Consider the following 20,817-nt stretch of genomic DNA (forward strand, 5'->3'; position numbering starts at 1 on the left):
CAACCTGGCCAAGCCAGGTTGAGGGCCCCGGCGGTACTACCCCAGAGCAAGGTATGCTTTTCCCCATGGACCTGGTCTTCGTCACCCGCGAGGGGTGCGGCCTTTGCGAAAAGGCGGAAAGGGCCCTCTGGACCCTGGGAATACCCTATGTGCGCCGGGATGTGGACCAAGACCCCGAGCTTTTCCGCCTCTACACCTTCCGGGTACCCGTGCTCCTCCTGGGGGAAGCGGTGCTTTTGGAAGGGGCCTTTGGGGAAAAAGAGCTGCTGGCCCTTGTGGAGCGCTGGCAGGAGTCCAAGGGAGGTGAGGCATGAACCCCACCATGATCCAGATCGGCCCTTTGCGCATCCAGTGGTATGGCTTCCTCCTGACCCTGGCCATCTTCATCGGCTTTGAGCTGGCCAAGCGCAGGCTTAGGGCCTGGGGGTTGGATGCGGAGAAGTTCGAGACCGTAGCCTTTTGGGCCGTCATCTGGGGGGTGGTGGGGGCCAGGCTGGGCTACGTGCTCACCTCCCCCAGCTACTTCCTGCAAAACCCCATAGAGATCCTCTACATCTGGCACGGGGGCCTCTCCTTCCACGGGGCCATTCTGGGCGGGGCCCTGGTCTTCCTCTACTTCCATAAGCGAAAGGGCTATCCCCTCTGGCCCTACCTGGACGCCGCCACCCCCGGGGTGGCCTTGGGCATCATCGCCGGCAGGATCGGGAACCTGATGAATGGCTCGGATACCGTGGGGCGCCTCACCTCCTTGCCCATCGGCTTCACCTGGCCGGAGTGGGCCAAGGGCTTCCCGGGAATCTGCCCCGGTATAGAGGACATCTCCCAGGTGTACCGGTGCGCGGAGCTTCTCCGGGGCCCCGTGCACCTCACCCAGATCTATGGGGCCTTGGTGGGCCTCATCCTCCTGCCCCTCTCCTACCGCTGGCTTCGCCAAAAGCCCTTTTACGGGTATGCCTTCTGGAACTTCATCCTCTGGTACAGCGTGCTCCGCTCGGTCCTCGAGGAGCCCTTCCGGCTGAACCCCCTGTGGCTCCCTGTATACCGCAATGACGAGCTGGGCATCGGGCTCTTCACCGCCACGCAGGTGGTGAGCCTGCCCCTCATCCTCCTTTCCTGGTACATGCTGCGGCGTCTAGGCCGGGGCCGGTAAGATAAGCCCATGGTGCTTCCTCCTCGCAAGGACTCGTTGAAGTGGGGCACCTACCCTGAGGACGTCCTGCCCCTTTGGGTGGCGGACATGGACTTCCCCGTGGCCGAGCCCATCCAGAGGGCCATACGGGAAAGGGCTGAGGGCTTTTTGGGCTACCCGCCCCGGGAGGGGGACCAGGAGCTCAAGGCCCTCATCCTGGAAAAAACGGGCTTAGAAGGCGAGGTGGCCTTCATGCCCGGGGTGGTGGTGGGGCTCTACGGGGCAGTGGCCGCCTTCACCGCCCCCGGTCAGGGGGTTCTGACCCAGGTCCCCGTATACCCTCCGTTTCTGGCTGCCATCCGCCAGCAAAGGCGCACGGTTCTGGCCAACCCCTTACGGGAAACAGAGGAGGGGTACAGGCTGGACCTCGAGGGCCTGGAGCGCCTGGCCTACGCCAGCAGGCTCCTCCTCTTCTGCCACCCGCAAAACCCCACGGGAAGGGTCTATGGGGAGGAGGAGCTTTCCGCCTTGGCCGCCATCGCCCGCAAGCACGACCTCATCGTGGTTTCCGATGAACTCCACGCCCCTTTGACCTACGAGAAACCCCACGTGCCCTTGGCCCGCTTCCTCCCCGAGCGCACCCTCACCCTCCTGGGCCCGGGAAAGGCTTACAACCTGGCTGGACTACCCATAGGGGCGGTGGTGGGGCCTAAGCCCCTGGTGGAGGCCTTTAAGCGCCACCTGCCCCACACCTTCCCCAACGTGTTGGCCATGGCCGCCTGGAAGGCCGCCCTTCTGGAGGCTGGACCCTGGCTTGGGGAAACCCTAGCCCGGCTTAAGGCCAACCGCGACCGGGTGGCGGCCTGGGCCAAGGAGGTTGGCCTTGGCCACTTTCCCCCGGAGGGCACCTACCTGGCCTGGCTCAAAACCCCCATTCCCCAGGCGGCCGCCTTCTTCCTCAAGGAGGCCCGGGTGGCCCTGAACCCGGGGGAAAGCTTCGGGGAAGGCTACGACCGGTACGTGCGCCTCAACTTCGCCACCTACCCCGAGGTGCTGGAGGAAGCCCTGAAGCGCCTTACCGAGGCTCTAAAGAAAGGGTAAACCCCCGGGAAGTTCCCGGGGGGAAGGAGCTTCCGGGCTTACTGGACCACCTCGATGGGGATCCGCTTGGCCCGGGCCTCGGCCACCTTGGGCAGGGTGAGATGCAGGATCCCGTGGCGGAACTCCGCCTTAGCCTGGGAGGCATCCACCTCCACAGGGAGGGTGAAGGTGCGCACGAAGGAGCCGTGAGGGATCTCCTGCAGGTAGTAGCGGCGCACCTTGGCCTCCTCCGCAGGCTTCACCTGGCCTCTGATGGTGAGCTTGCTGCCCTCCAGGCTCACCTCCAGGTCCTCAGGGGAAAGGCCCGGCACCGCCATCTCCAGGACCAAGGCCTCGTCGGTCTCGTAGAGGTCGGCAGGAGCCACGTAGGTGGCCACGGGCCGGGCAAAATCACCCAAAACCTCCTCAAAGAGCCGGTTGGCCTCCTCCAGGAGGGAGAGAGGACCCCAGGTACGGAAGGGGGTGATCTCCGCAGGGCGCACATCCCTACGAACCAAGGCCATATCCATCACCTCCTTTTTCACCTATATCACCTGCGCGCTTCCTTGTCAAGTAACTTTAGGCTTATGCGCCTACTCCTGCGCCCCCTATAATCAAGGGCATGGAGATCCCTCCCGAGGCCGTCTTGGTGGACACCCGGTTCCGGGCCGCCTACGAGGCAGGCCACCTGCCAGGCGCCCGCCACCTGGACCTTTCCGCCCCCAAGCTTCGCCTGCGGGAAGAGGCTGAGCTCAAGGCCCTCGAGGCCGGCCTCACCGATCTCTTCCAGGAGCTTGGGTTAAGAAGCCCGGTGGTCCTCTACGATGAGGGGCTCACCAGCCGCCTTTGCCGCACCGCCTTTTTCCTAGGTCTTGGGGGGCTAGAGGTGGAGCTCTGGACCGAGGGCTGGGAACCCTATGCCACCGAGCGGGAGGGGCCTAAGGTGGAGCGCTCGGACACCCAAGCCCGCCTCCGGCGGGACTGGCTCCTCACCGCGGACGAGGCGGCGAGGCACCCCCTTCTTTTGGATGTGCGAAGCCCCGAGGAATACCAGGGCAAGGTCCACCCCCCCTGCTGCCCCAAAGGGGGGCGGATCCCGGGGAGCCGGAATGCCCCCCTGGAGCTCTTCCTGGAGCCGGATAAGGTGCTAAAGCGGCTGGGCCTGGAGCCGGGACAGGAGGTGGGGGTCTACTGCCACTCCGGGGCCCGGAGCGCCGTGGCCTTCTTCGTGCTGAGAAGCCTCGGGGTGCGGGCCAGGAACTACCTGGGCTCCATGCACGAGTGGCTGGGGGAGGGCCTTCCCACCGAGCCATGAGGGTCTACCGCCTGAGCGTGGGTCCCCTCCAGGAAAACACCTACCTGGTGGAGGGGAAGGAAGGGGCGGTGCTCATAGACCCCGGGGACGAGGCGGAGAGGATCCTGGCCCTTTTGGAGGCCACCGGGGTCACGCCGGAGGCCATCCTCCTCACCCACGCCCACTTCGACCACGTGGGGGCGGTGGCCCCCTTGGCGAAGGCCCTGTCCTTGCCGGTCTTCCTCCACCCCCTGGACCTTCCCCTTTACCGGCATGCGGCGGAGGTGGCCCGCATGTGGGGCCTTGCCATCCCCGACCCTCCCCTCCCGGTGGAGCCTCTGGAAGAGGGGCAGGTCCTTTACGGCTTCACCGTCTGGCACCTTCCCGGCCATAGCCCCGGCCATGTGGCCTTCCTCCATCCCGGCGAGGCCGGGAAACCTCTGCAGGTCCTTTCCGGGGACCTCCTCTTCAAAGGGAGCATCGGCCGCTACGACCTGCCGGGGGCAAGCCGGGAGGACCTTTTCCGCTCCCTAAAGCGCCTCCTCACCCTGCCCCCAAACACGGAGGTCCACCCGGGGCATGGACCCCGCACCACCCTGACCCTCGAGGCCCAGACCAACCCCTTCCTCCTGGGTTTACAATGGGAGGCGTGAACGGGGCGGATGCTCCCCACCGGGGACAGCTTGAGGCGCTCAAGGCTCTTTATGAACTGCAGGAAAAGGACCTGGAGATAGATCGATTGCAAAAGGAGGCGGAAACCCTCCCCGAGGACCTGGTTTCCGTGAAGGCCCAGGTGGAGGCCCTGGAAGACCGGCTTGCCGACCTCCTGGAGCGCCAGGCAGAGCTCCGCAAGGAGTACAACCGCCACAGCCTGGACATCGAGGACCTCACCGCCAAGGAAAAGCAGGCGGAGGCTGAACAGCGCCAGGCGCAAAGCGCCCGTGAGCAGACCCAGTACGAGAACCGCATCCAGCAGATCAAGGACCGCATCAAAGAGCTCCTGGAGCTTTCCACCCCCATCATGGAGGCCATGGAGAACCTGGAAAACGAGATCCAGGAGGTGGAAGCCGAGCTCGCCGCCTTAAGGCCCCACCTGGAAGAACTCTTGGAGGCCAACCGGGTAAGGGTGGAGGCCCTAAAGGCAGAGATCGCCGTCAGGCTGGAGGAGCGCTCCCTCATGGCCCAGGCCATCCCTGCCCCGGTCTTGAAGGAGTACGAGGCCATACGCCGGGCCCGCAAGGGCATGGGCATCGCCCGCATGCACCGCCAGGGCCAGGTCTTCCGCTGCGAGGGGTGCAACGTGGTCCTGCCCACCCACGTGGCGCAAAAGGTGATGCAGGGGCAGCTGGTGCGCTGCCCCTCCTGCGGCCGGCTTCTCTGGAAGGGGGAAGGTTAGGCCAAGCGGGCCTCGAGGGCGATCTCCCTAACCCCCGCCAAGGCGCGGGAAACGGGACAGCCCTCCTTAGCCGCTAGGGCGATTTCCTGGAACTTATCCGGGGTTATCCCCGGCACCTCCGCCTCGGTGATGAGCTCAATGCGGGTGATGGTGGCCTTCCCCTCCACCATCTCCAGGTGCACCCGGGCCTCGGTGGAAACCCGCTTAGGGGGAAACCCCTCCCGTTCCAGGGAGGCGGCCAGGGCCATGGAGAAGCACCCCGCATGGGCGGCGGCGATGAGCTCCTCAGGGTTGGTCCCCGGCCCCTCCTCAAAGCGGGAGGGGAAGGAATAGGGTCCCTCAAAGGCCTGGCTTTGCAGCCGCATCAACCCCTTACCGCTCCGCAAACCTCCCTCCCATACCGCATTGGCCTTTCTTACCGGCATAGGCTTACCTCCAGCGCCAGAATACCGGGCACCTTGGGGAAGCTCCCGTGAGGAAAGGCACTTTTCCCTCGCCCCTGGGGTTTGACGAAGGGGGACGGGTGGCCCACACTATAGGCGTGCTTTTCCTCTTCGTGGACGGCCTGGGCCTGGGGGAGGCCTTGGAGGACCTCTTCCCCTTCCTTTTGGAGCTTTGCCCCAAGGCCCTGGACGCCACCTTGGGGGTGGAGGGCCTGCCCCAGTCGGGCACGGGCCAGACCACGCTCCTCACCGGGGTCAACGCCGCCAGGCTTCTAGGCCACCACCAGGGGCCTTTCCCGAGCCCCAGGCTCAGGCCCCTTCTCCGGCAAAGCCTTTACGCCTGGGCTAAGGAAGCCGGTCTCAGGGTCCTCCATTCCAACGCCTACCGCCCGGAATACCTGAAGCGGGCCACGGGGGGAAGGAGGCTTATGCTTTCCGCCTTTGCCCAGGCGGCCCTCCTGGCAGGCTACCCCCTTCTCCCCCTAGGCCATCCCCAGGCACTCCCCCCCGCCTTCTGGGAGGATCCCCACGGGGTAGGGGCCAGAATGGCGGCCTTGGCCCGAAGTTTCGACCTGGTGGTCCTGGAGTACTGGGCCCTGGACCTGGCCGCCCACCGCCATCCGGATACCCTTTCCGACCGCTTCCGTGAGCTTTCCCTGTTCCTGAAGGGCTTCCTGGAGGAAGGGGGCACCCTCCTCCTCACCTCCGACCACGGAAACGCCGAGGAGCCCTGGCACCCAAAGCACACCCGAAATCCCGTTCCCCTGGTCTACACCGGGGAAGCCTCCTTCTGGCCGCAGGATCTGGCAGGCGTGTTCCCTTGGTTACAAGTGATTATCACTTCTAAACTTAGGAAATCCGACCGGAATACTTGACTTTAATCCCCCCTTGGGGTAAAGTCCCCGGGTAGAGGGCGCCCTCACCCCGGAAAACCCTCCGGGAAGGAATAAAGGAGGCGAGATGCAGATGAGAAGGTTCCTTACCCTGATCGGGCTTGCGGCTTTAGGACTGGCTTCCGCCCAGCCCCAGACCCTGACCCTCTACTCCGGGCGGGGGCAGAGTCTGGTGGACCCCTTGGTGAAGCAGTTCCAGGCGGAAACCGGCATCCGGGTCCAGGTGCGCTACGGCACGGATGCCCAGATCCTGGCCGCCCTGCTGGAGGAAGGAAGCCGCTCCCCGGCGGATGTCTTCTGGGCCAACACCGCGGGCGCCTTAGGCCAGGCGGCCAGCAAGGGGCTCTTGAGGCCTTTGGGGGATACCCTGCTTAGGCAACCCCAAGCCTTCGTGCCCGCCTCCAAGGCCTGGGTGCCGGTGACGGTGCGCCTCCGGGTGCTGGCCTATAACCCCCAGAAGCTTAAGCCGGAAGAGCTTCCCGCAAGCATCCTGGACCTCCCCCGCTTTGCCCAGGAAAAGGGCCTGGTGGGGCGGGTGGGCTGGACCCCCACCTACTCCAGCTTCCAGGACATGGTGGCGGGGATGATCGCCCTCTACGGGGAAGGCAGGACCCGGGAGTGGCTTAGCGCCATGAAGGCCTTAAACCCCAAGAGCTACGCCTCTAACCCGGCCATGCTGGACGCCATCCGCGCCGGGGAGATCGACCTTGGCTCCACCAACCACTACTACGTGGTGCGCTTCCGCCGGGCCGGGTACAACCTGGGCCTCCACTACTTCAAGGACGGGGATCCGGGCAACCTGGCCTTGGTCACGGGGGCGGGCATCCTCAAGACCTCCAAGAACCTGGTGGCTGCAAACCGCTTCCTCACCTACCTCCTCTCCCCCAAGGGGCAGCAGTACTTCGCCGGGACCGTGGGGGAATACCCCTTGGTGAAGGGGGTGGTGGCCGATGCCCACCTCCTGCCCCTCGAGGAGGCCCTGGGGAAAAGCCCCAAGCTGGACTTTGAAAAGCTTCCCCTGGACCAGGCCCTAAGGCTCCTAAGGGAACTGGGGATTCTCTAGGACCGCCCCCTCCCCCTGGATCTGGGGGGTGAGCGCCGAAGCCAAAGATGACCAGCGCAAGAAGGCTCCCCCAACTTCCCGGGCTCCTGCCCTTCCTGGTGCCCGCCCTCCTCACGGGGGGCGGGGTGGCCCTGCCCCTCCTCTACCTGCTCCTGCGAGCCCTGGAGGCCGACCCCCAAACCCTTCGGGATATCCTCCTCCGCCCCAAGAACCTGGAGCTGGTGAGGAACACCCTCTCCCTCCTCCTAGGGGTCCTTGCGGGCACCACCCTCCTCGCTCTTCCCCTGGCCTTCCTCACCACCCGCACGGACCTCAAGGGAAAGCGCCTCTTCTCCATCCTTCTCACCCTGCCCCTGGCCATCCCTGGGTACGTGGGGGCCTACGTGATCCTTTCGGCCACGGGGCCCGGGGGCATCCTCCCCCTGCCGCGCCTCGAGGGGTACTGGGGAGCCCTTCTGATTCTCTCCCTCATCACCTACCCCTACCTTTTCCTAGGACTCAGGGCAGCCTTTTTAGGGCTGGACCCCAGCCAAGAGGAGGCCGCAAGGACCCTCGGGATGGGCCCTTGGCGGGCCTTCCTGCGGGCGGCCTTCCCCCAGCTCCTCCCCGCCCTCCTTTCCGGGTACCTGGTGGTGGGCCTCCACGTCCTGGGGGACTTCGGCACCGTGAGCCTTCTTCGCTACGAAACCTTCTCCTATGCCATCTACCTCCAGTACAGCGCCGCCTTTGACCGGGTGTATGCCGCCTGGCTGGCCCTTTTCCTCCTCCTCTTCACCGGAGGGCTTCTCCTTCTGGAAGGAGCCCTCCTCCGCCACCTCAGCCTGGCCCGCACGGGCAAGGGAAGCGGGAAAAGGGCTAAGCCCGTGCGCCTGGGCAGGTTCACCCCCTGGGCTTACCTTCTGCTCCTCCTCCCCGTCCTCTTGGCCCTGGTTCTACCCCTCTATGCCCTCTTTCACCTGGCAAGCCGCTTTCCCCAGGAAAACCTGGAAGGCCTTTGGGAAGCCCTTTCCCACTCGGCCATGGCCGCCATCCCCGCTTCCCTCCTGGCCGTGGGCATGGCCCTCCCTGTGGCCTACCTGGCGGTGCGCTACCCCTCGCCTGCTTCCCGCTTCCTGGAAAGGCTGGCCTACCTGGGCTACGCCATCCCCCCTTTGGCCTTCGCCCTGGCCTGGATCTTTTTCAGTCTGAAAAGCCTTCCTTTCCTCTACAGCACCCTGCCCCTCCTCGTTCTGGTTTTGGCCTTCCACTTCCTGGCCGAGGGCCTGGGGCCGGTGCGGGGGGCGCTTTACCAGGTGCCCAGGCGCCTCGAGGAGGCAGCCCGGACCCTAGGGGACACCCCTACCCGGGCCTTCTTCCGCGTCACCTTTCCCCTCCTTTGGCGGGGGGCGGTGGCGGGTGGAGCTTTGGCCTTTATCGGGGCGGTGAAGGAGCTTCCCCTCACCCTCCTCCTCGCCCCCATGGGCTATAGCACCCTTTCCACCCGGGTTTTCAGTTACACTCAGGTAGCCATGTTCGCCGAGGCTGCCCCCTTCGCCCTAGCCATCGCCCTCCTCTCGGCGGCCTTCGTGGGGGTGTTGCTTTGGAGCGAGCGCCGCTTCTAATCCTGGAAGGCATCGTCAAGCGCTTCGGGGAGCACGAGGTGGTGAAGGGGATCGACCTCGAGGTCTTTCCCGGGGAGATCCTGGCCCTTTTGGGCCCCTCCGGCTGCGGCAAGACCACCCTCCTCAGGGTGGTGGCCGGGTTGGAAAACCCGGAAGCAGGGCGGATTTTCCTGGAAGGGAAAGAGATCACCTCCCTGCCCCCGGAAAAACGGGGCATCGGCTTCGTCTTCCAGGACTACGCCCTCTTCCCCCACCTCACTGCCCTCGGGAACGTGGCCTTTGGCCTTAAGGGGAAAGACCGCTTGGAGCGGGCCAAAAGGGCTCTGGAGCGGGTGGGGATGACCCTCTTCCAGGACCGAAAGCCTGGGGAACTTTCCGGAGGGCAGCAGCAGCGCATCGCCCTGGCCCGGGCCCTGGCCCCTGGGCCGAAGCTGGTCCTTTTGGACGAACCCTTTTCCAGCCTGGACGCAAGCCTTCGGACCAGCACCCGGGAGGAGGTGCGCAAAATCCTCAAGGAAACGGGCACCACCGCCCTTTTGGTCACCCACGACCAGGAAGAAGCCCTCTCCTTCGCCGACCGCTTAGGGGTGATGCGGGGAGGGAGGCTGGAGCAAGTGGGTACGCCGGAGGAGGTCTACCTAAGGCCCAAGACCCCTTTCGTGGCCCAGTTTTTAGGGCGCACCAACCTGCTTTCGGGGGAGGGGTTTGGCCGGCATGCGGAGACCTGCCTGGGCCCCGTGCCCCTGGCGGAACCCGCCCATGGACCCCTCCTCCTTTCCCTGCGCCCCGAGGCCCTAAGGCTTCTCCCCCCTGAGGCCCCGGAGGGCGCCTTGGGACAGGTCCTGGCCCGGGAGTTCAAGGGGCATGACCTCACCTACAGGGTGCGCCTTTTTTCCCCGGAGAAGGAGATCCTGGTGCAGGAGGGGCCGGAAAGCCCCTTCCGCGTGGGGGACCGGGTGCGGCTTAAGGTGGTGGGAAAAGGCGTGGCCCTCGAGGGGCACCCCTCCAAGACCCCGGTGGGTGCGGATTAAGCTGGGCGCGTGCGCCGCATCCTGATCCTCACCGAGTACGAGGGCACCCATTTCGCCGGGCTTCAGCGCCAGCGCCCAGGCCTGCGCACCGTGCAGGGGGAGCTGGAAAAAGCCCTGGTCCGCATCGGGGCCCTCCCCAAGGCGGTGGCCGCAGGCCGCACCGACGCTGGGGTGCATGCCCTGGCCATGCCCTTCCACTTCGACCTCCCGGGACGAATCCCCACGGAGAGGATCCCCGAGGCCCTGAACCGCCTCCTCCCCGAGGACCTCAAGGTGATCGCCGCCAAGGAGGTGGCGCGGGACTTCCACGCCCGCAAGGACGCCCTCTGGCGGGCTTACCTTTACCGCCTCCTCCTGAGGCCCCACCCCTCCCCCCTCCTTCGCCACCGGGCCCTCTGGGTCCGCCACCCCCTGAACCTCGAGGCCCTGCGGGAAGCCCTGGCCCACCTCCCGGGCCGACATAACTTCCTGGGCTTCGCCAAGGAGGAGGTGCGGGCAGGGGAAAGGGAGCTTTACGAGGCCCGCCTGGAGGAGGTGGAAGGGGAAGCGGGTAGGGAGCTACGCTTCTACTTCCGGAGCCAAAGCTTCCTCCGGGGCCAGGTGCGGGGAATGGTGGGAACCCTCCTGGAGGTGGGCCTGGGCAGGCGCTCCCCGGAAAGCCTTAAGCGCATCCTGGAAACCGCCGACCGCCGCCTGGCGGGCCCCAGCGCCCCGCCCCAGGGGCTTTACTTCCTCGAGGCCGCCTATCCCCCGGAAAAGCTATCCCCTCGGTAGACCGAACCCGGCAAAGCCAGGGTAGGGTGGCATCAGAGACGGCTCCTCGGGTCCAAAGCGTCCCGAAGCCCATCCCCCAGGTAGTTAAAGGCCAAGACGGTGATGAAGATCATGAACCCCGGGGGCAGGGCCAGCCAAGGAGCAGTGAAGATGTACTCCTGGGCGTTGGTGAGCATGTTGCCCCAGGTGGCCACCGGGGGCTGGATGCCAAAGCCCAAGAAGGAAAGGGCGGCCTCGGTAAGGATGGCGCCACCTACCTGTAGGGTGGCCTGCACAATAAGGGGGGCCATGGTGTTGGGCACCAGGTGGCGGAACATGATGCGAGCGTCTGTAGCCCCCAACGCTTGGGCGGCGGTGGCATAGTCCTGCTCCCTTAGGGAGAGAACGTTCCCTCGCACCAGCCTTGCGGTACCCAGCCAGCCGAAGAGCACCAGGATGGTGATGATGATGAACACGCTGGCCGCATCGCCGAAGACTCCTTGGGCCCACTGCCCCACCTTCACCCCGGGGTCGCGCAATAAGGCGGAAAGCACCAGAAGAAGGGGCAGGGTGGGAATGGTGAGCATGAAGTCGATGAGGCGGCTTATGGCCACGTCCAAATCCAGACGAATCTCCCCCTTGAGCCCATACCAGGCGGCCCAGAGCACCAGGGCCAAGGCAAGGCCAAAGCCCAGGTAACTCCCCACGCTTCCCGCCCGAATTCCCTCCTCGGCCAAGGCCCAGGCGATGGAAAGGGTCAGGTACAAGACCCCATAGTAGAGGAACCAGGAGAACACCCGCCACAAGGCGAAGCTCCAGGGATAAAATCCTTCCCGCTCCCGCCTTAAGGGACCCAAGTAAAACCGCAAGGGCCGGCCCGAAAAGTACCCCGCCAGGGTACCCATGATGGTCCCCAGGACCACGCTGGAAAAGGCCACAGCGAAGCCCACCAAAAGGGAGATCCGGGAACCGTAGATGATGCGGGAAAGCACATCCCGGCCCAGGTCATCGGTGCCCAAAAGGTGCTCCCGGGAAGGGGGATTGAAGTAGTATTGGCCCACATCCTCGCCCGTGGGTTGGGCGGTGGGGTCGTAGGGAGCGATCCAGGGAGCAAAGATGGCCATGAGGATCAGGAGGAGGATGACCACCAACCCGGCCATGGCCATCTTGTGCCGCCGTAAGCGGCGCCAGAAAAGGCCGAAGAAGGTCCGGGGCTTGGCTTTCAAAGCTTGCGTTGCCATGATGCACCTCTAGCTGTAGCGGATGCGGGGGTCCACCACCGCATAGGCCAGGTCCGCCAGCAGGTTGAAAAGCGCCGTCATCAAGGCCAAGAAGGCCAGGGCCGCCATGGCCACGTTGTAGTCCTTCTCCACCAGGGCGTCAAAGATGGCCCGTCCCATGCCGGGATAGCTAAAGATGGTCTCGGTGATGGTGGCCCCGCCCAACACCCCGGGAATGGCCAGACCCACCAGGGTCACAATGGGGATCAGGGCGTTCCTGAGGGCATGTTTGTAGAGCACCACCCGCTCGGCCAAGCCCTTGGCCCGGGCGGTGCGGATGTAGTCCTGGGAAAGCACCTCCAGCAAGGAAGCCCGCATGAAGCGGGTCCACTCGGCCATCTGCAAGGAGGAAAGGGTCAGGACGGGCAGGATCAAGTGCCAGGCCCACTGCCCCAGATAGGACCAAAGGCTCACCGCCCCGGAGCGCACGTCCTCCCAGAGCACCCCCGGCACCCCTCCGGTGGGGAAGCGGGGAAAGCCGGGAATGTGATCGGGGAGCCAAATGGCGAAAAGGTAAAGGAGGAGGATGCCCAGGAAGAAGACCGGCATGGAGAAGCCCACGAAAGAGAAGAAGGTGATGATGTAGTCCCCCAGGGAGTACTGGCGGACCGCGGAGAAGATGCCCACCGGGATGGCCACCACCAGGGCCAGGGTCAGGGCCAGGCCGGAGAGGATGAGGGTCTTGGGCAGCCGCTGGGCGAAGATGTACTCTGCGGCGGGGATCCCGTAAGTGCGGCTATACCCGAGATCCCCCCGCACCGCCCGGGAAAGCCACTTGAAGTAGCGGATATGGAGGGGCTGGTCCAGACCGTAGGCCCGTTTCAAGGCCTCAAACTGCTCGGCAGTCATGCGAGGGTTCTGCCGCTTCAGTTCCTCCAAAGGATCCCCAGGCTGCAAGGCCAGCAGGGCGTAGATCACCACGCTGGCGGCAAGGAGCAAGGGGATCATCTGCAAAAGCCTGCGTACCGTGTAGGCAAACACCCTTGTACCTCCTGTTTATGGCTCTCAAAAAGCCCGCTGGGCTAAAAGCCCAGCGGGCACCACTATACCACCTAGGCTACTTGATGGAAAGGGCGTACTTCGCCTGGTCCCACTTCTTCACGGCGCCGCGGCTTTCCCAGCCGATCTCCCAGGCGTTCCAGCCGGGGTAGCCATAGCCGCCGGCGTAGGCGCTGGCCACGTAGTTGACCAGGCCCTTGCGTACCACGTAGGGGTTGGCGCGGAAGTAGAGGGGCAGGGCGGGGAGCTCCTCGGCCCAGATCTCCTGCGCCCGGGCGAAGAGCTGCTTCCTGCGGTTCTCGTCAAACTCCAGGACCGCCTGGCTGGTAAGGCGGTCAAACTCGTCGTTCCGCCAGCCACCAATGTTCTGGCCCTGGTAGTTGTTCTCCTTGGTGGGCACCATGATGGCCCCGGTGTTCAGGTTCTTGTACTGGAAGAGGGAGCCGTCCTCCTGCAGGTTGGAGACCCAGGCGAACATAAACATCCCCGTCCACTTGCACTCGGAGGCGCGCTGGATGTAGTCGTCGGCGAAGACCACGGCGCTGGGGGCGTTATTGATCTTGACGGCGATGCCGATCTTCTTCAGGTCCTCGGCGAAGAACTGCTGGGTGCGCTCGCGGAGGGCGTTGCCGGCGGTGGTGACGTACTCAATCTCAAAGCGCACGGTGCGCCCGCCCACGGTGCGCTGGAGGATGCCGTCCGGGCCCTTCCTCCAGCCCATCTCCGCCAGGAGGGCCTCGGCCTTCTTCAGGTTAAACTCGTACTTCCTGACGTTGGGGTTGAAGAGGGGGTTGACGGGGGCGATCCAGGTGTGGGCCACGGGCTGGAGGCCGTCAAAGAAGGCCTTGACCAAGCCCTCGCGGTTCATGGCGTGCAGGAGGGCCTGACGGGTGCGCTTGTCGTTCAGGCCCAGGTCACGCACCGCCTGGCAGTTCTCAAACTTGTTGATGTCAATGTGCTCCCAGATGGCGCCGGGGACGAACCAGATGTCAAAGCGACCGGGGGCGCGCCGCACCAGCTGGGGCGAGCGGCCCTGGTCAAAGGTGAGGGAGACGCTGGAGGTGGCGTCAATGGAGCCGCCGATCACCGCCACGAGGAGGGAGTTGGTGTTCTGGATGAAGCGGTAGACCACCTTCTGCACGTAGCGGCTTTCCCCACCCTCGGGCTTGATGGGGAAGTTGGGGTTCCGCTCCATCTCAATGGAGTTCCCCGGCACCCAGCGGCGGAGCTTGAAGGCACCGGAGTAGACCATGGCGCCCTTGTTGAGCTGCGCCGGGGTGGAAAACTTCAGGAAGAAGTTGCGGTAGAGCTCGTTGAGCTTCTCCGCGTCCTTGTCGGGGTCCAGGTTGCGGGCCGCCGCCTTCACCTTCTCCCACTCGGGGCCCATGATGTGCTTGGGGGCGTAGCCGATGGGGGAGCCGTAGGTGCCGCCGTAGGTGTCGTAGTAGTAGGCGGGCTCAAAGATCACGGTGAAGTTGCGGGCATCCCGTACCCGGAGCTGGACCCGCTCCCAGTAGTCGGGGTTCAGGACGGGCATGCCCTTGGCCTTGCCCACCTCGTAGTAGAAGGCCACGTCCTCGGTGGTGATGGGCTTGCCGTCGGACCAGCGGGCGTCTGGGCGGATGGTGAGGTCCATCTCCAGGCGCTTCTTGCCGCCGCCGATGTCCCTCACCCGCAGGCGCCCATTCTCCAGGGTGGGCACCTCGGTGGCCAGAACGGGGAAGTTCTGGCTGTCGGCGTTGAAGCCAATGAAGGGCGCAAAGAGATAGCCTTCAATCTCGCTCTTGATGGCCTGGTTGGAGATGATGTTGAGGAAGTCCCCCGCCAGCACCCTGGGCTCCTGGGAAGCCCCGATCACCAGGCTGTTGTCCTGAGGCCCCGCCAGGGCCAGGCCCAGGGCGGTTAAACCGAGTACAGCGAGTTTGCCTAGTTTCCTCATACTGCCTCCTTTCGTGTGTGCGGCACTCTCCTTAGTGGCCGAGGTCATTATACGGCGCCCACTCTGAAGGTCAATGGGCCAAAGGTAAAGGGGCCTGAAACCAGGCCCCCAAATAACGGTGCGAAAGGCTTAGTGGCCGCAGGTGCGGGCCTCCCCCTCCTGGTCCTTGGTGCGGAAGGAGTGGCCGCAACCGCAGGTGCTGGCGGCGTTGGGGTTGTGCACGGTGAAGCCCCCGCCCATGAGGCTCTCCACCCAGTCAATCTCTGAGCCCACCAGGTAGGGCAAGGACATGGGGTCCACCACCAGGCGCACCCCGTGCATCTCCACGAAGGTATCCCCCTCCAACTCCCGCTCGTCCACGGCCATGCCGTACTGGAAGCCAGAGCACCCCCCGGACTTGATGTAGACCCGGATGGCCGCGTGCTCCTTGCCGTAGCGGGTCAGGATCTCCTTAGCCTTCTCCGCCGCCAAGGGGGTAATGCGGATGACCGCCTCCTGCGTTTCGACCATCTTCTGAACCTCCCTACCCCCCAACGTAGCACGTCAGGGGTAAGAAAAGGTGAGGTGGGTTCCAAGGGGTAGCATGGAAACGTGGAGCTTACCCGCGTGCAGGAAATCCTCAGGGAAGAGAGGCTGGATGCTTGGCTCCTCCTCTCCTTTGGCCGGAGCAATCCCCTGGCCCTCGAGGTGCTTGCCCTCACCCACCTTCACCTAACCCGCCGTTTTGCCTACCTCATCCCCCGGGAAGGGGAACCCGTGCTCCTCTGCCACGCCATAGAGGAAAGCCTTTTTCCCCTCCTTCCCGGGAAAAGGCGCACCTACCACACCTGGCGAGGGTACCTGGAAGCCCTTTCGGAGCTTTTGGAAGGGCAGCGGCGCATCGCCTTGGAGTACGTGCCGGGAGGACTCATCCCCTACCTGTCCCGGGTGGACGGGGGCAGTTTGGACCTGCTCAGGGGAATGGGCCTCGAGCTCGCCTCCTCCTGGCCCTTGCTCCTCCTCTTCCAAACCTGGGGGGAGGAAAAGCTAAGGAGCCACCGCCGGGCAGCCAAGGGCCTGGTGGCCGCCAAGGACCAGGCCATAGCCTTCCTGCGCCAAAACCCTGGGTCCACGGAACAGGCGGTACAGGCCATCTTGACCCAAGCCCTGGAGGAACGGCGCCTGGTCTTCGACCACCCCCCCATGGTGGCCTTCGGCCAAAACGCCGCCAACCCCCACCATGCGCCCACGGGGAAGGCCCTCGAGGAGGGAGAAGTGGTGCTCTTGGACCTCTGGGCCAAGGAAAAAGGAGGCGTCTACGCCGACATCACCTGGATGGCCGGCCTAAGGCCTCCCGAGGCCGCCCACCAAGCCTTCCAGGCGGTGGTAAAGGCCCGGGATGGGGCCATCCGCTTCGTGACCGAGGCCTATCGAAAAGGGCGCTACCCCAAGGGCTTCGAGGTGGACCAGGTGGCCCGGAAGCTTCTGGAAAGCGAAGGCTACGGCTCCTACATCCGCCACCGCACGGGGCACAACCTGGGGGAGGAGGTCCACGGCTCCGGCCCTCACCTGGACGACCTGGAAACCCACGACTTCCGCCCTTTGGTGCCGGGGCTCGCCTTCACCGTGGAGCCCGGGCTTTACCTGCCTGGCTTCGGGGTGCGCACCGAGGTGAACGTCTACCTGCACCCCACGGGGCCGGAGGTCACCACTCCCTTGCAGGAAGCCCTTACCCTCCTTTAAGTGGCCCCTTCGGGGCCAACTTGGGCATACCCCTCTCCCGTGGTATCTTGGGGAACGGCATGGACCGCCCCCTCCTGATCTTCTCCGGCCAGTCCAACAAACCCCTGGCCCAAGCCATCGCCGAGGCCCTAGGCCTGCCCTTGGGCAAAAGCACCACCCAGCGCTTCGCCAACGATAACCTCTTCGTGCGCTTCGAGGAAAGCCTGAGGGAAGGGGATGTCTTTATCGTCCAGTCCCTGACCCCTCCGGTGCAGGACCACCTCATGGAGCTCCTCATGATGGTGGACGCCGCCAAGGGGGCCAGCGCCGCTCGGGTCACGGCGGTCATCCCCTACTTCTCCTACGCCCGGAGCGACAAGAAGGACGCCCCCCGCATCTCCATCGCCGCCCGGCTCATCGCCGACCTCCTCCAGACCGCCGGGGCCGACCGGGTCCTCACCATGACCCTCCATTCCCCCCAGGTCCACGGCTTCTTCAAGGTGCCCGTGGACCACCTTTCCGCTGAGCCCGTGATCGCCAACCACTTCGCCACCCGGGTGGACCTGGAAAATGCTGTGGTGGTGGCCCCGGATGCCGGCGATCTTAAGAGGGCCAGCTCCCTGGCCCGGCGCCTCCGCCTTCCCCTGGCCTTCATCGACAAGGAACGGGTATCCGACACCGAGGTGCGGGTCAGGATGCTGGTGGGGGAGGTGAAGGGGAAAACCGCCCTGATCGTGGACGACGAGATCTCCACCGCCGGAAGCCTGGTGGAGGCAGTGGAAGCCCTCCTGCAAGCTGGGGCCAAGGAAGTCTACGCCGCCGCCACCCACGGGGTCTATGTGGGCCCGGCCCTAGAGCGCATCGCCAAGAGTCCGGTGAGGGAGGTGGCCGCCACCGACACCTGCCCTCCCAAGGAGGGTCCCAAGCTCAAGACCCTCCCCGTGGCTCCCATCTTTGCCGAGGCCATCTGGCGCATCCACCGGGGAGAGTCGGTATCCAGCCTGTTCACCTGAAGGGAGCGAGATGCGGAAAGAAGCCTTCACCCTGGCGGGGCAAAGCGTGCTGGCCCACATCCCCGAGCGCCCGAGGGCCCTCCTCCTGGCCCTCCACGGGTTGCAGGGCTCCAGGGAACACATCCTTTCCCTCCTCCCGGGGTATGCGGAAAGGGGCTTCCTCCTCCTGGCCTTCGACGCCCCCCGGCACGGGAAACGGGAAGGCCCACCCCCCTCCTCCAAAAGCCCCAGGTATGTGGAGGAGGTGTACCAGATAGCCCTGGCCTTTACCGAGGAAGCCAGGGAAGTGGCCCAGGAGGCCAGGGAACGCTTTGGCCTACCCCTTTTCCTGGCAGGAGGGAGCCTGGGGGCCTTTGTGGTGCACCTGCTTCTTTCCCAGGGGTTCCGGGCGGAAGGGGCCCTGGCCTTCATTGGAAGCGGCTTTCCCATGAAGCTCCCCCAGGGTCAGGAGGTACGGGACCCTCGAGTCCTGGCCCTTTACGAAACCCCTCCCGCCCAGAGGGGGGAAGCCTATGGAGGTGTGCCCCTCCTCCACCTCCACGGCACCAAGGACCTGATCGTGCCCCTTTCCCGCATGGAGAAAACCGTGGAGGCCTTGAGGCCCCACTACCCCGAAGGCCGCTTAGCCTGGTTTGTGGAGGAGGGAGCCGGGCACACCATCACCCCCCTGATGGCCCGGATGGGGCTGGCCTTCTTGGAGGCCTGGCTTGATCCTGGAAGGCCTTAAGGGGTATAGGGGCTACCCTGGGGGCTTCAAGGCCTATGCCAAGGCCTTCCCCACGGTGGAGCTCTCTTGGTGGCACCGGGCGGGGGACAGGAGGACCATAAGCCGCTTGAAGACCCTGGCCCCGGTGGGATTCCGCTTCAGCGTCTTTGGCCACAAGCACTTCTCCTTCCAGCCCTCAGGGGGGGAGAGGCGTACCTTAAGGCGCTTCTTAAGGCGGTTTGGGCTCTTTGGGGAGAAAAGGGGGGCGGTGCGGATTGCGGTTCCTCCGAGTGTGGACCCCACCCAACTGGCCCGCTGGCTGGACCTTTTGGAGGAGGTCTTGAAAGAGTTGGGGCCGGTACCCCTTGCCTTTCAGGCCGAGGAGGCCTTGCATTCCCTTCTCAAAGAACGGGGCTATGCCCTGGTAAACCAAACGGGAGGCCCTTTCCTCTACCTGGTGGACCCGGAGGAAATCCCCAGGGAAGGCGAGGGGTACCTTTACCGGAGCCCCACCTCTTCCCAAGCCGCCCCTTCCGCCCTACACTCAAGGGCGGAGGTTGAACGGGATTGAAAACCGCCAGGCGCTTTTCCCCCAAGGAAGCTGAGGAGATCTACCTGGTGCCCTACTGGGGGGCGGGGTTCTTCCGGGTAGGGCGGGACGGGGAGTTGGAGGTAACCCCCCTGGGTCCAGAAGGGCCTGCCGCTTCCCTTCTGGAGATCGTGGAAGCCCTTAGGGACGAGGGGCGGCCCCTGCCCCTGGTGCTCCGCTTCCCCCAGATCCTCGAGGCCCGGGTGCAGGAGTTGAACGAAGCCTTTCGCAGGGCCATGGAAAAGTACGGCTACCACGGGGGCTACCGCGGGGTCTACCCCGTGAAGGTGAACCAGCGCCGGCTGGTGCTGGAAACCGTGGCCAAGGCGGGGAGACCCTACCACTATGGCCTCGAGGCGGGAAGCAAGGCGGAACTCGCCCTGATCCTGGCCCAGGACCTCTCCCCGGAATCCCTCATCACCACCAACGGCTTCAAGGACGACGATTTCATCCGCCTGGCCCTAATGGGAAGGAAGCTTTCCCGGAACGTGGTCATCACCCTGGAGAAGTTCGCCGAGCTCCCCCGGGTGATCCGCATCTCCAAGGAGCTGGGCGTGCGGCCCAAGCTGGGCATCCGCTACAAGCTGAAGGCCAAAGGGGCCGGGCAGTGGGAAGCCTCCGGCGGGGAAAACGCCAAGTTCGGCCTCACCACCCCGGAGATCATCCGGGCGGTGGAGATTCTGAAGGAAGAGGACCTCCTGGACACCCTGGTCATGGTCCACGCCCACATCGGCAGCCAGGTGACGGACATCCGTAAGATCAAGGCGGCGGTGCGGGAGGCCGCCCAGACCTATGTGCAGCTCAGGAAGCTGGGGGCTCCCCTCCAGTACCTGAACCTGGGCGGGGGGCTGGCCGTGGACTACGACGGCTCCAAGACCAACTTCTACGCCTCCGCCAACTACACCCTTCCCGAGTACGCCGAGGACCTGGTCTACGTGACCAAGGAGGTGGTGGAGGCCCAGGGGGAGCCCCACCCCACCCTGGTCACGGAGTCGGGCCGGGCGGTGACCGCTTACCATGAGGTCCTGGTCCTCGAGGTCATCGACGTGATCACCCCCCCAGGGGAGACCCGGCCTTCCCCTCCGCCTGCGGAGGCCCATCCCCTGGTCAAGGAGCTTTGGGAGAGCCTGGAAAACCTCTCCTCTAAGAACTTCCGCGAGGTCTACCACGACGCCTTCGCCGACAAGGAAACCCTGCAGACCCTTTACGACCTAGGGCTCGTGTCTCTGCGGGACCGCGCCCTGGCGGAGGAGATCTTTTACCACATCGCCCGGCGGGTCTATGCCATCGTGCGGGAGCTACCCTACGCTCCCGATGAGTTTGAGGATCTGGAAAAGCTCCTGGCCGACAAGCTGGTCTGCAACTTCTCCATCTTTCAAAGCCTTCCCGACGCCTGGGCCATCCACCAGCTCTTTCCCATCGTCCCCCTAAGCCGCCTTAACGAGCCCCCCACCCGCCAGGCCACCCTGGTGGACATCTCCTGCGACTCCGACGGCAAGATAGACCGCTTCATCGACCTGCACGACGTACGCCAGAGCCTGCCCGTCCACCCCATCCGCCCGGGGGAATATTACTACCTGGGGGTCTTCCTGGTGGGAGCCTACCAGGACGTGTTGGGCAGCAACCACAACCTCTTCGGCCAGGTGGGGGAGGCCCACGTGGTGGTGGACGAGGACGGGTTTGCCATAGAGCGTTTCGTTCCCGGGGAAACCGCCGAGAAGGTCATCGAGAAGATGGGCTTTACCGCCCGGGAGCTCTTCCTGGGGGTGGAGCGCCTGGTGCGGCAAAGCCGCCTCTCCCCCGTGGAAAAGGGCGCCTTCCTGGAGCGGTACATGCGGGAGCTCCAGGGCTACACCTATCTGGAGGACTGAAGGCCCGTTAAGGGTCCGTTAAGGGGGGTGGGGTCA

At 65.0% G+C, this 20,817-nt stretch carries 22 protein-coding genes; 16 read left to right on the forward strand and 6 right to left on the reverse strand.

Annotated elements, in window-relative coordinates; translation table 11 throughout:
• Positions 1-53 precede the first annotated feature (53 nt).
• The 3 genes from EBI04_RS08535 to EBI04_RS08545 are packed head-to-tail and all read left to right on the forward strand — an operon-like array spanning position 54 to position 2,230.
• Complete coding sequence (locus tag EBI04_RS08535; protein WP_135257094.1) at positions 54-314, forward strand: glutaredoxin family protein; 261 nt, start codon at positions 54-56, stop codon at positions 312-314.
• 8 nt (positions 315-322) lie between these two features.
• Positions 323-1,150, forward strand: a complete 828-nt coding sequence (gene lgt, locus EBI04_RS08540; protein ID WP_135257919.1) for a prolipoprotein diacylglyceryl transferase — start codon at positions 323-325, stop codon at positions 1,148-1,150.
• A gap of 9 nt (positions 1,151-1,159) precedes the next feature.
• Complete coding sequence (locus EBI04_RS08545) at positions 1,160-2,230, forward strand: cystathionine beta-lyase (RefSeq protein WP_135257095.1); 1,071 nt, start codon at positions 1,160-1,162, stop codon at positions 2,228-2,230.
• Between the two features lie 38 nt (positions 2,231-2,268).
• Here the strand turns inward: EBI04_RS08545 and EBI04_RS08550 are convergent, their stop codons facing one another.
• Positions 2,269-2,733: an Hsp20/alpha crystallin family protein gene (locus tag EBI04_RS08550; RefSeq protein ID WP_167481925.1), complete on the reverse strand. Its 465-nt coding sequence runs from the start codon at positions 2,731-2,733 to the stop codon at positions 2,269-2,271.
• 98 nt (positions 2,734-2,831) lie between these two features.
• On the opposite strand from EBI04_RS08550, the gene EBI04_RS08555 reads away from it, so the two are divergent.
• From EBI04_RS08555 to EBI04_RS08565, 3 genes are read left to right on the forward strand one after another with little or no spacing between them, the layout of a single operon-like run.
• Positions 2,832-3,524, forward strand: a complete 693-nt coding sequence (locus EBI04_RS08555; RefSeq protein ID WP_135257097.1) for a sulfurtransferase — start codon at positions 2,832-2,834, stop codon at positions 3,522-3,524.
• Positions 3,521-4,156, forward strand: a complete 636-nt coding sequence (locus tag EBI04_RS08560; protein WP_135257098.1) for an MBL fold metallo-hydrolase — start codon at positions 3,521-3,523, stop codon at positions 4,154-4,156. Before EBI04_RS08555 ends, EBI04_RS08560 begins: the two co-directional genes overlap by 4 nt.
• Positions 4,144-4,899, forward strand: a complete 756-nt coding sequence (locus tag EBI04_RS08565; RefSeq protein WP_135257099.1) for a zinc ribbon domain-containing protein — start codon at positions 4,144-4,146, stop codon at positions 4,897-4,899. Before EBI04_RS08560 ends, EBI04_RS08565 begins: the two co-directional genes overlap by 13 nt.
• On the opposite strand, the gene EBI04_RS08570 is transcribed toward EBI04_RS08565, so the two are convergent.
• A complete protein-coding gene (locus EBI04_RS08570) occupies positions 4,896-5,324 on the reverse strand; it encodes an OsmC family protein (protein WP_135257100.1) in 429 nt (142 codons plus the stop codon). The genes EBI04_RS08565 and EBI04_RS08570 overlap by 4 nt on opposite strands.
• A gap of 116 nt (positions 5,325-5,440) precedes the next feature.
• On the opposite strand from EBI04_RS08570, the gene EBI04_RS08575 reads away from it, so the two are divergent.
• The 5 genes from EBI04_RS08575 to truA all read left to right on the forward strand — a co-directional run bounded on the left by EBI04_RS08575 (position 5,441) and on the right by truA (position 10,704).
• Entirely contained in the window at positions 5,441-6,217 is a 777-nt protein-coding gene (locus EBI04_RS08575) for a metalloenzyme (RefSeq protein WP_135257920.1), read from the forward strand.
• Positions 6,218-6,302: 85 nt separating this feature from the next.
• Complete coding sequence (locus EBI04_RS08580; RefSeq protein WP_135257101.1) at positions 6,303-7,298, forward strand: iron ABC transporter substrate-binding protein; 996 nt, start codon at positions 6,303-6,305, stop codon at positions 7,296-7,298.
• A gap of 47 nt (positions 7,299-7,345) precedes the next feature.
• Positions 7,346-8,899, forward strand: a complete 1,554-nt coding sequence (locus tag EBI04_RS08585) for an ABC transporter permease (protein WP_135257102.1) — start codon at positions 7,346-7,348, stop codon at positions 8,897-8,899.
• Positions 8,878-9,930, forward strand: a complete 1,053-nt coding sequence (locus EBI04_RS08590; protein WP_135257103.1) for an ABC transporter ATP-binding protein — start codon at positions 8,878-8,880, stop codon at positions 9,928-9,930. Before EBI04_RS08585 ends, EBI04_RS08590 begins: the two co-directional genes overlap by 22 nt.
• Positions 9,931-9,939: 9 nt before the next feature.
• Entirely contained in the window at positions 9,940-10,704 is a 765-nt protein-coding gene (gene truA / locus EBI04_RS08595; protein ID WP_135257104.1) for a tRNA pseudouridine(38-40) synthase TruA, read from the forward strand.
• 32 nt (positions 10,705-10,736) lie between these two features.
• Here truA and EBI04_RS08600 read toward each other — a convergent pair whose 3' ends face one another.
• The 4 genes from EBI04_RS08600 to erpA form a co-directional block, all read right to left on the reverse strand.
• Positions 10,737-11,924: an ABC transporter permease gene (locus EBI04_RS08600; protein WP_135257105.1), complete on the reverse strand. Its 1,188-nt coding sequence runs from the start codon at positions 11,922-11,924 to the stop codon at positions 10,737-10,739.
• A 9-nt stretch (positions 11,925-11,933) separates the two neighbouring features.
• Complete coding sequence (locus tag EBI04_RS08605; RefSeq protein WP_135257106.1) at positions 11,934-12,944, reverse strand: ABC transporter permease; 1,011 nt, start codon at positions 12,942-12,944, stop codon at positions 11,934-11,936.
• A 76-nt stretch (positions 12,945-13,020) separates the two neighbouring features.
• Entirely contained in the window at positions 13,021-14,901 is a 1,881-nt protein-coding gene (locus EBI04_RS08610; RefSeq protein ID WP_135257107.1) for a peptide ABC transporter substrate-binding protein, read from the reverse strand.
• A 129-nt stretch (positions 14,902-15,030) separates the two neighbouring features.
• Positions 15,031-15,411, reverse strand: coding sequence for an iron-sulfur cluster insertion protein ErpA (gene erpA / locus EBI04_RS08615; RefSeq protein WP_135257108.1), 381 nt, complete (start codon positions 15,409-15,411; stop codon positions 15,031-15,033).
• 81 nt (positions 15,412-15,492) lie between these two features.
• On the opposite strand from erpA, the gene EBI04_RS08620 reads away from it, so the two are divergent.
• Genes EBI04_RS08620 through speA form a run of 5 tightly spaced genes read left to right on the forward strand, consistent with a single transcriptional unit; the run spans position 15,493 to position 20,781 of the window.
• The gene (locus tag EBI04_RS08620; RefSeq protein ID WP_135257109.1) at positions 15,493-16,623 is read left to right on the forward strand and encodes a M24 family metallopeptidase; all 1,131 of its coding nucleotides are present in this window, start codon (positions 15,493-15,495) and stop codon (positions 16,621-16,623) included.
• Between the two features lie 59 nt (positions 16,624-16,682).
• Positions 16,683-17,615: a ribose-phosphate diphosphokinase gene (locus tag EBI04_RS08625; RefSeq protein WP_135257110.1), complete on the forward strand. Its 933-nt coding sequence runs from the start codon at positions 16,683-16,685 to the stop codon at positions 17,613-17,615.
• A gap of 10 nt (positions 17,616-17,625) precedes the next feature.
• Positions 17,626-18,342, forward strand: a complete 717-nt coding sequence (locus EBI04_RS08630) for an alpha/beta hydrolase (protein WP_135257111.1) — start codon at positions 17,626-17,628, stop codon at positions 18,340-18,342.
• On the forward strand, positions 18,323-18,892 hold the full coding sequence (locus EBI04_RS08635) for a DUF72 domain-containing protein (RefSeq protein WP_135257112.1): 570 nt from the start codon (positions 18,323-18,325) through the stop codon (positions 18,890-18,892). The genes EBI04_RS08630 and EBI04_RS08635 overlap by 20 nt, the downstream gene beginning before the upstream one ends.
• Positions 18,889-20,781 (forward strand): biosynthetic arginine decarboxylase, encoded by a 1,893-nt coding sequence (speA, locus tag EBI04_RS08640; RefSeq protein WP_135257113.1) that lies wholly within the window; start codon positions 18,889-18,891, stop codon positions 20,779-20,781. The genes EBI04_RS08635 and speA overlap by 4 nt, the downstream gene beginning before the upstream one ends.
• The last annotated feature ends 36 nt before the right edge of the window (positions 20,782-20,817 follow it).

It is taken from the genome of Thermus caldilimi (genome assembly GCF_004684245.1).
In the GTDB taxonomy this organism is placed as follows: Bacteria; Deinococcota; Deinococci; order Deinococcales; family Thermaceae; genus Thermus; species Thermus caldilimi.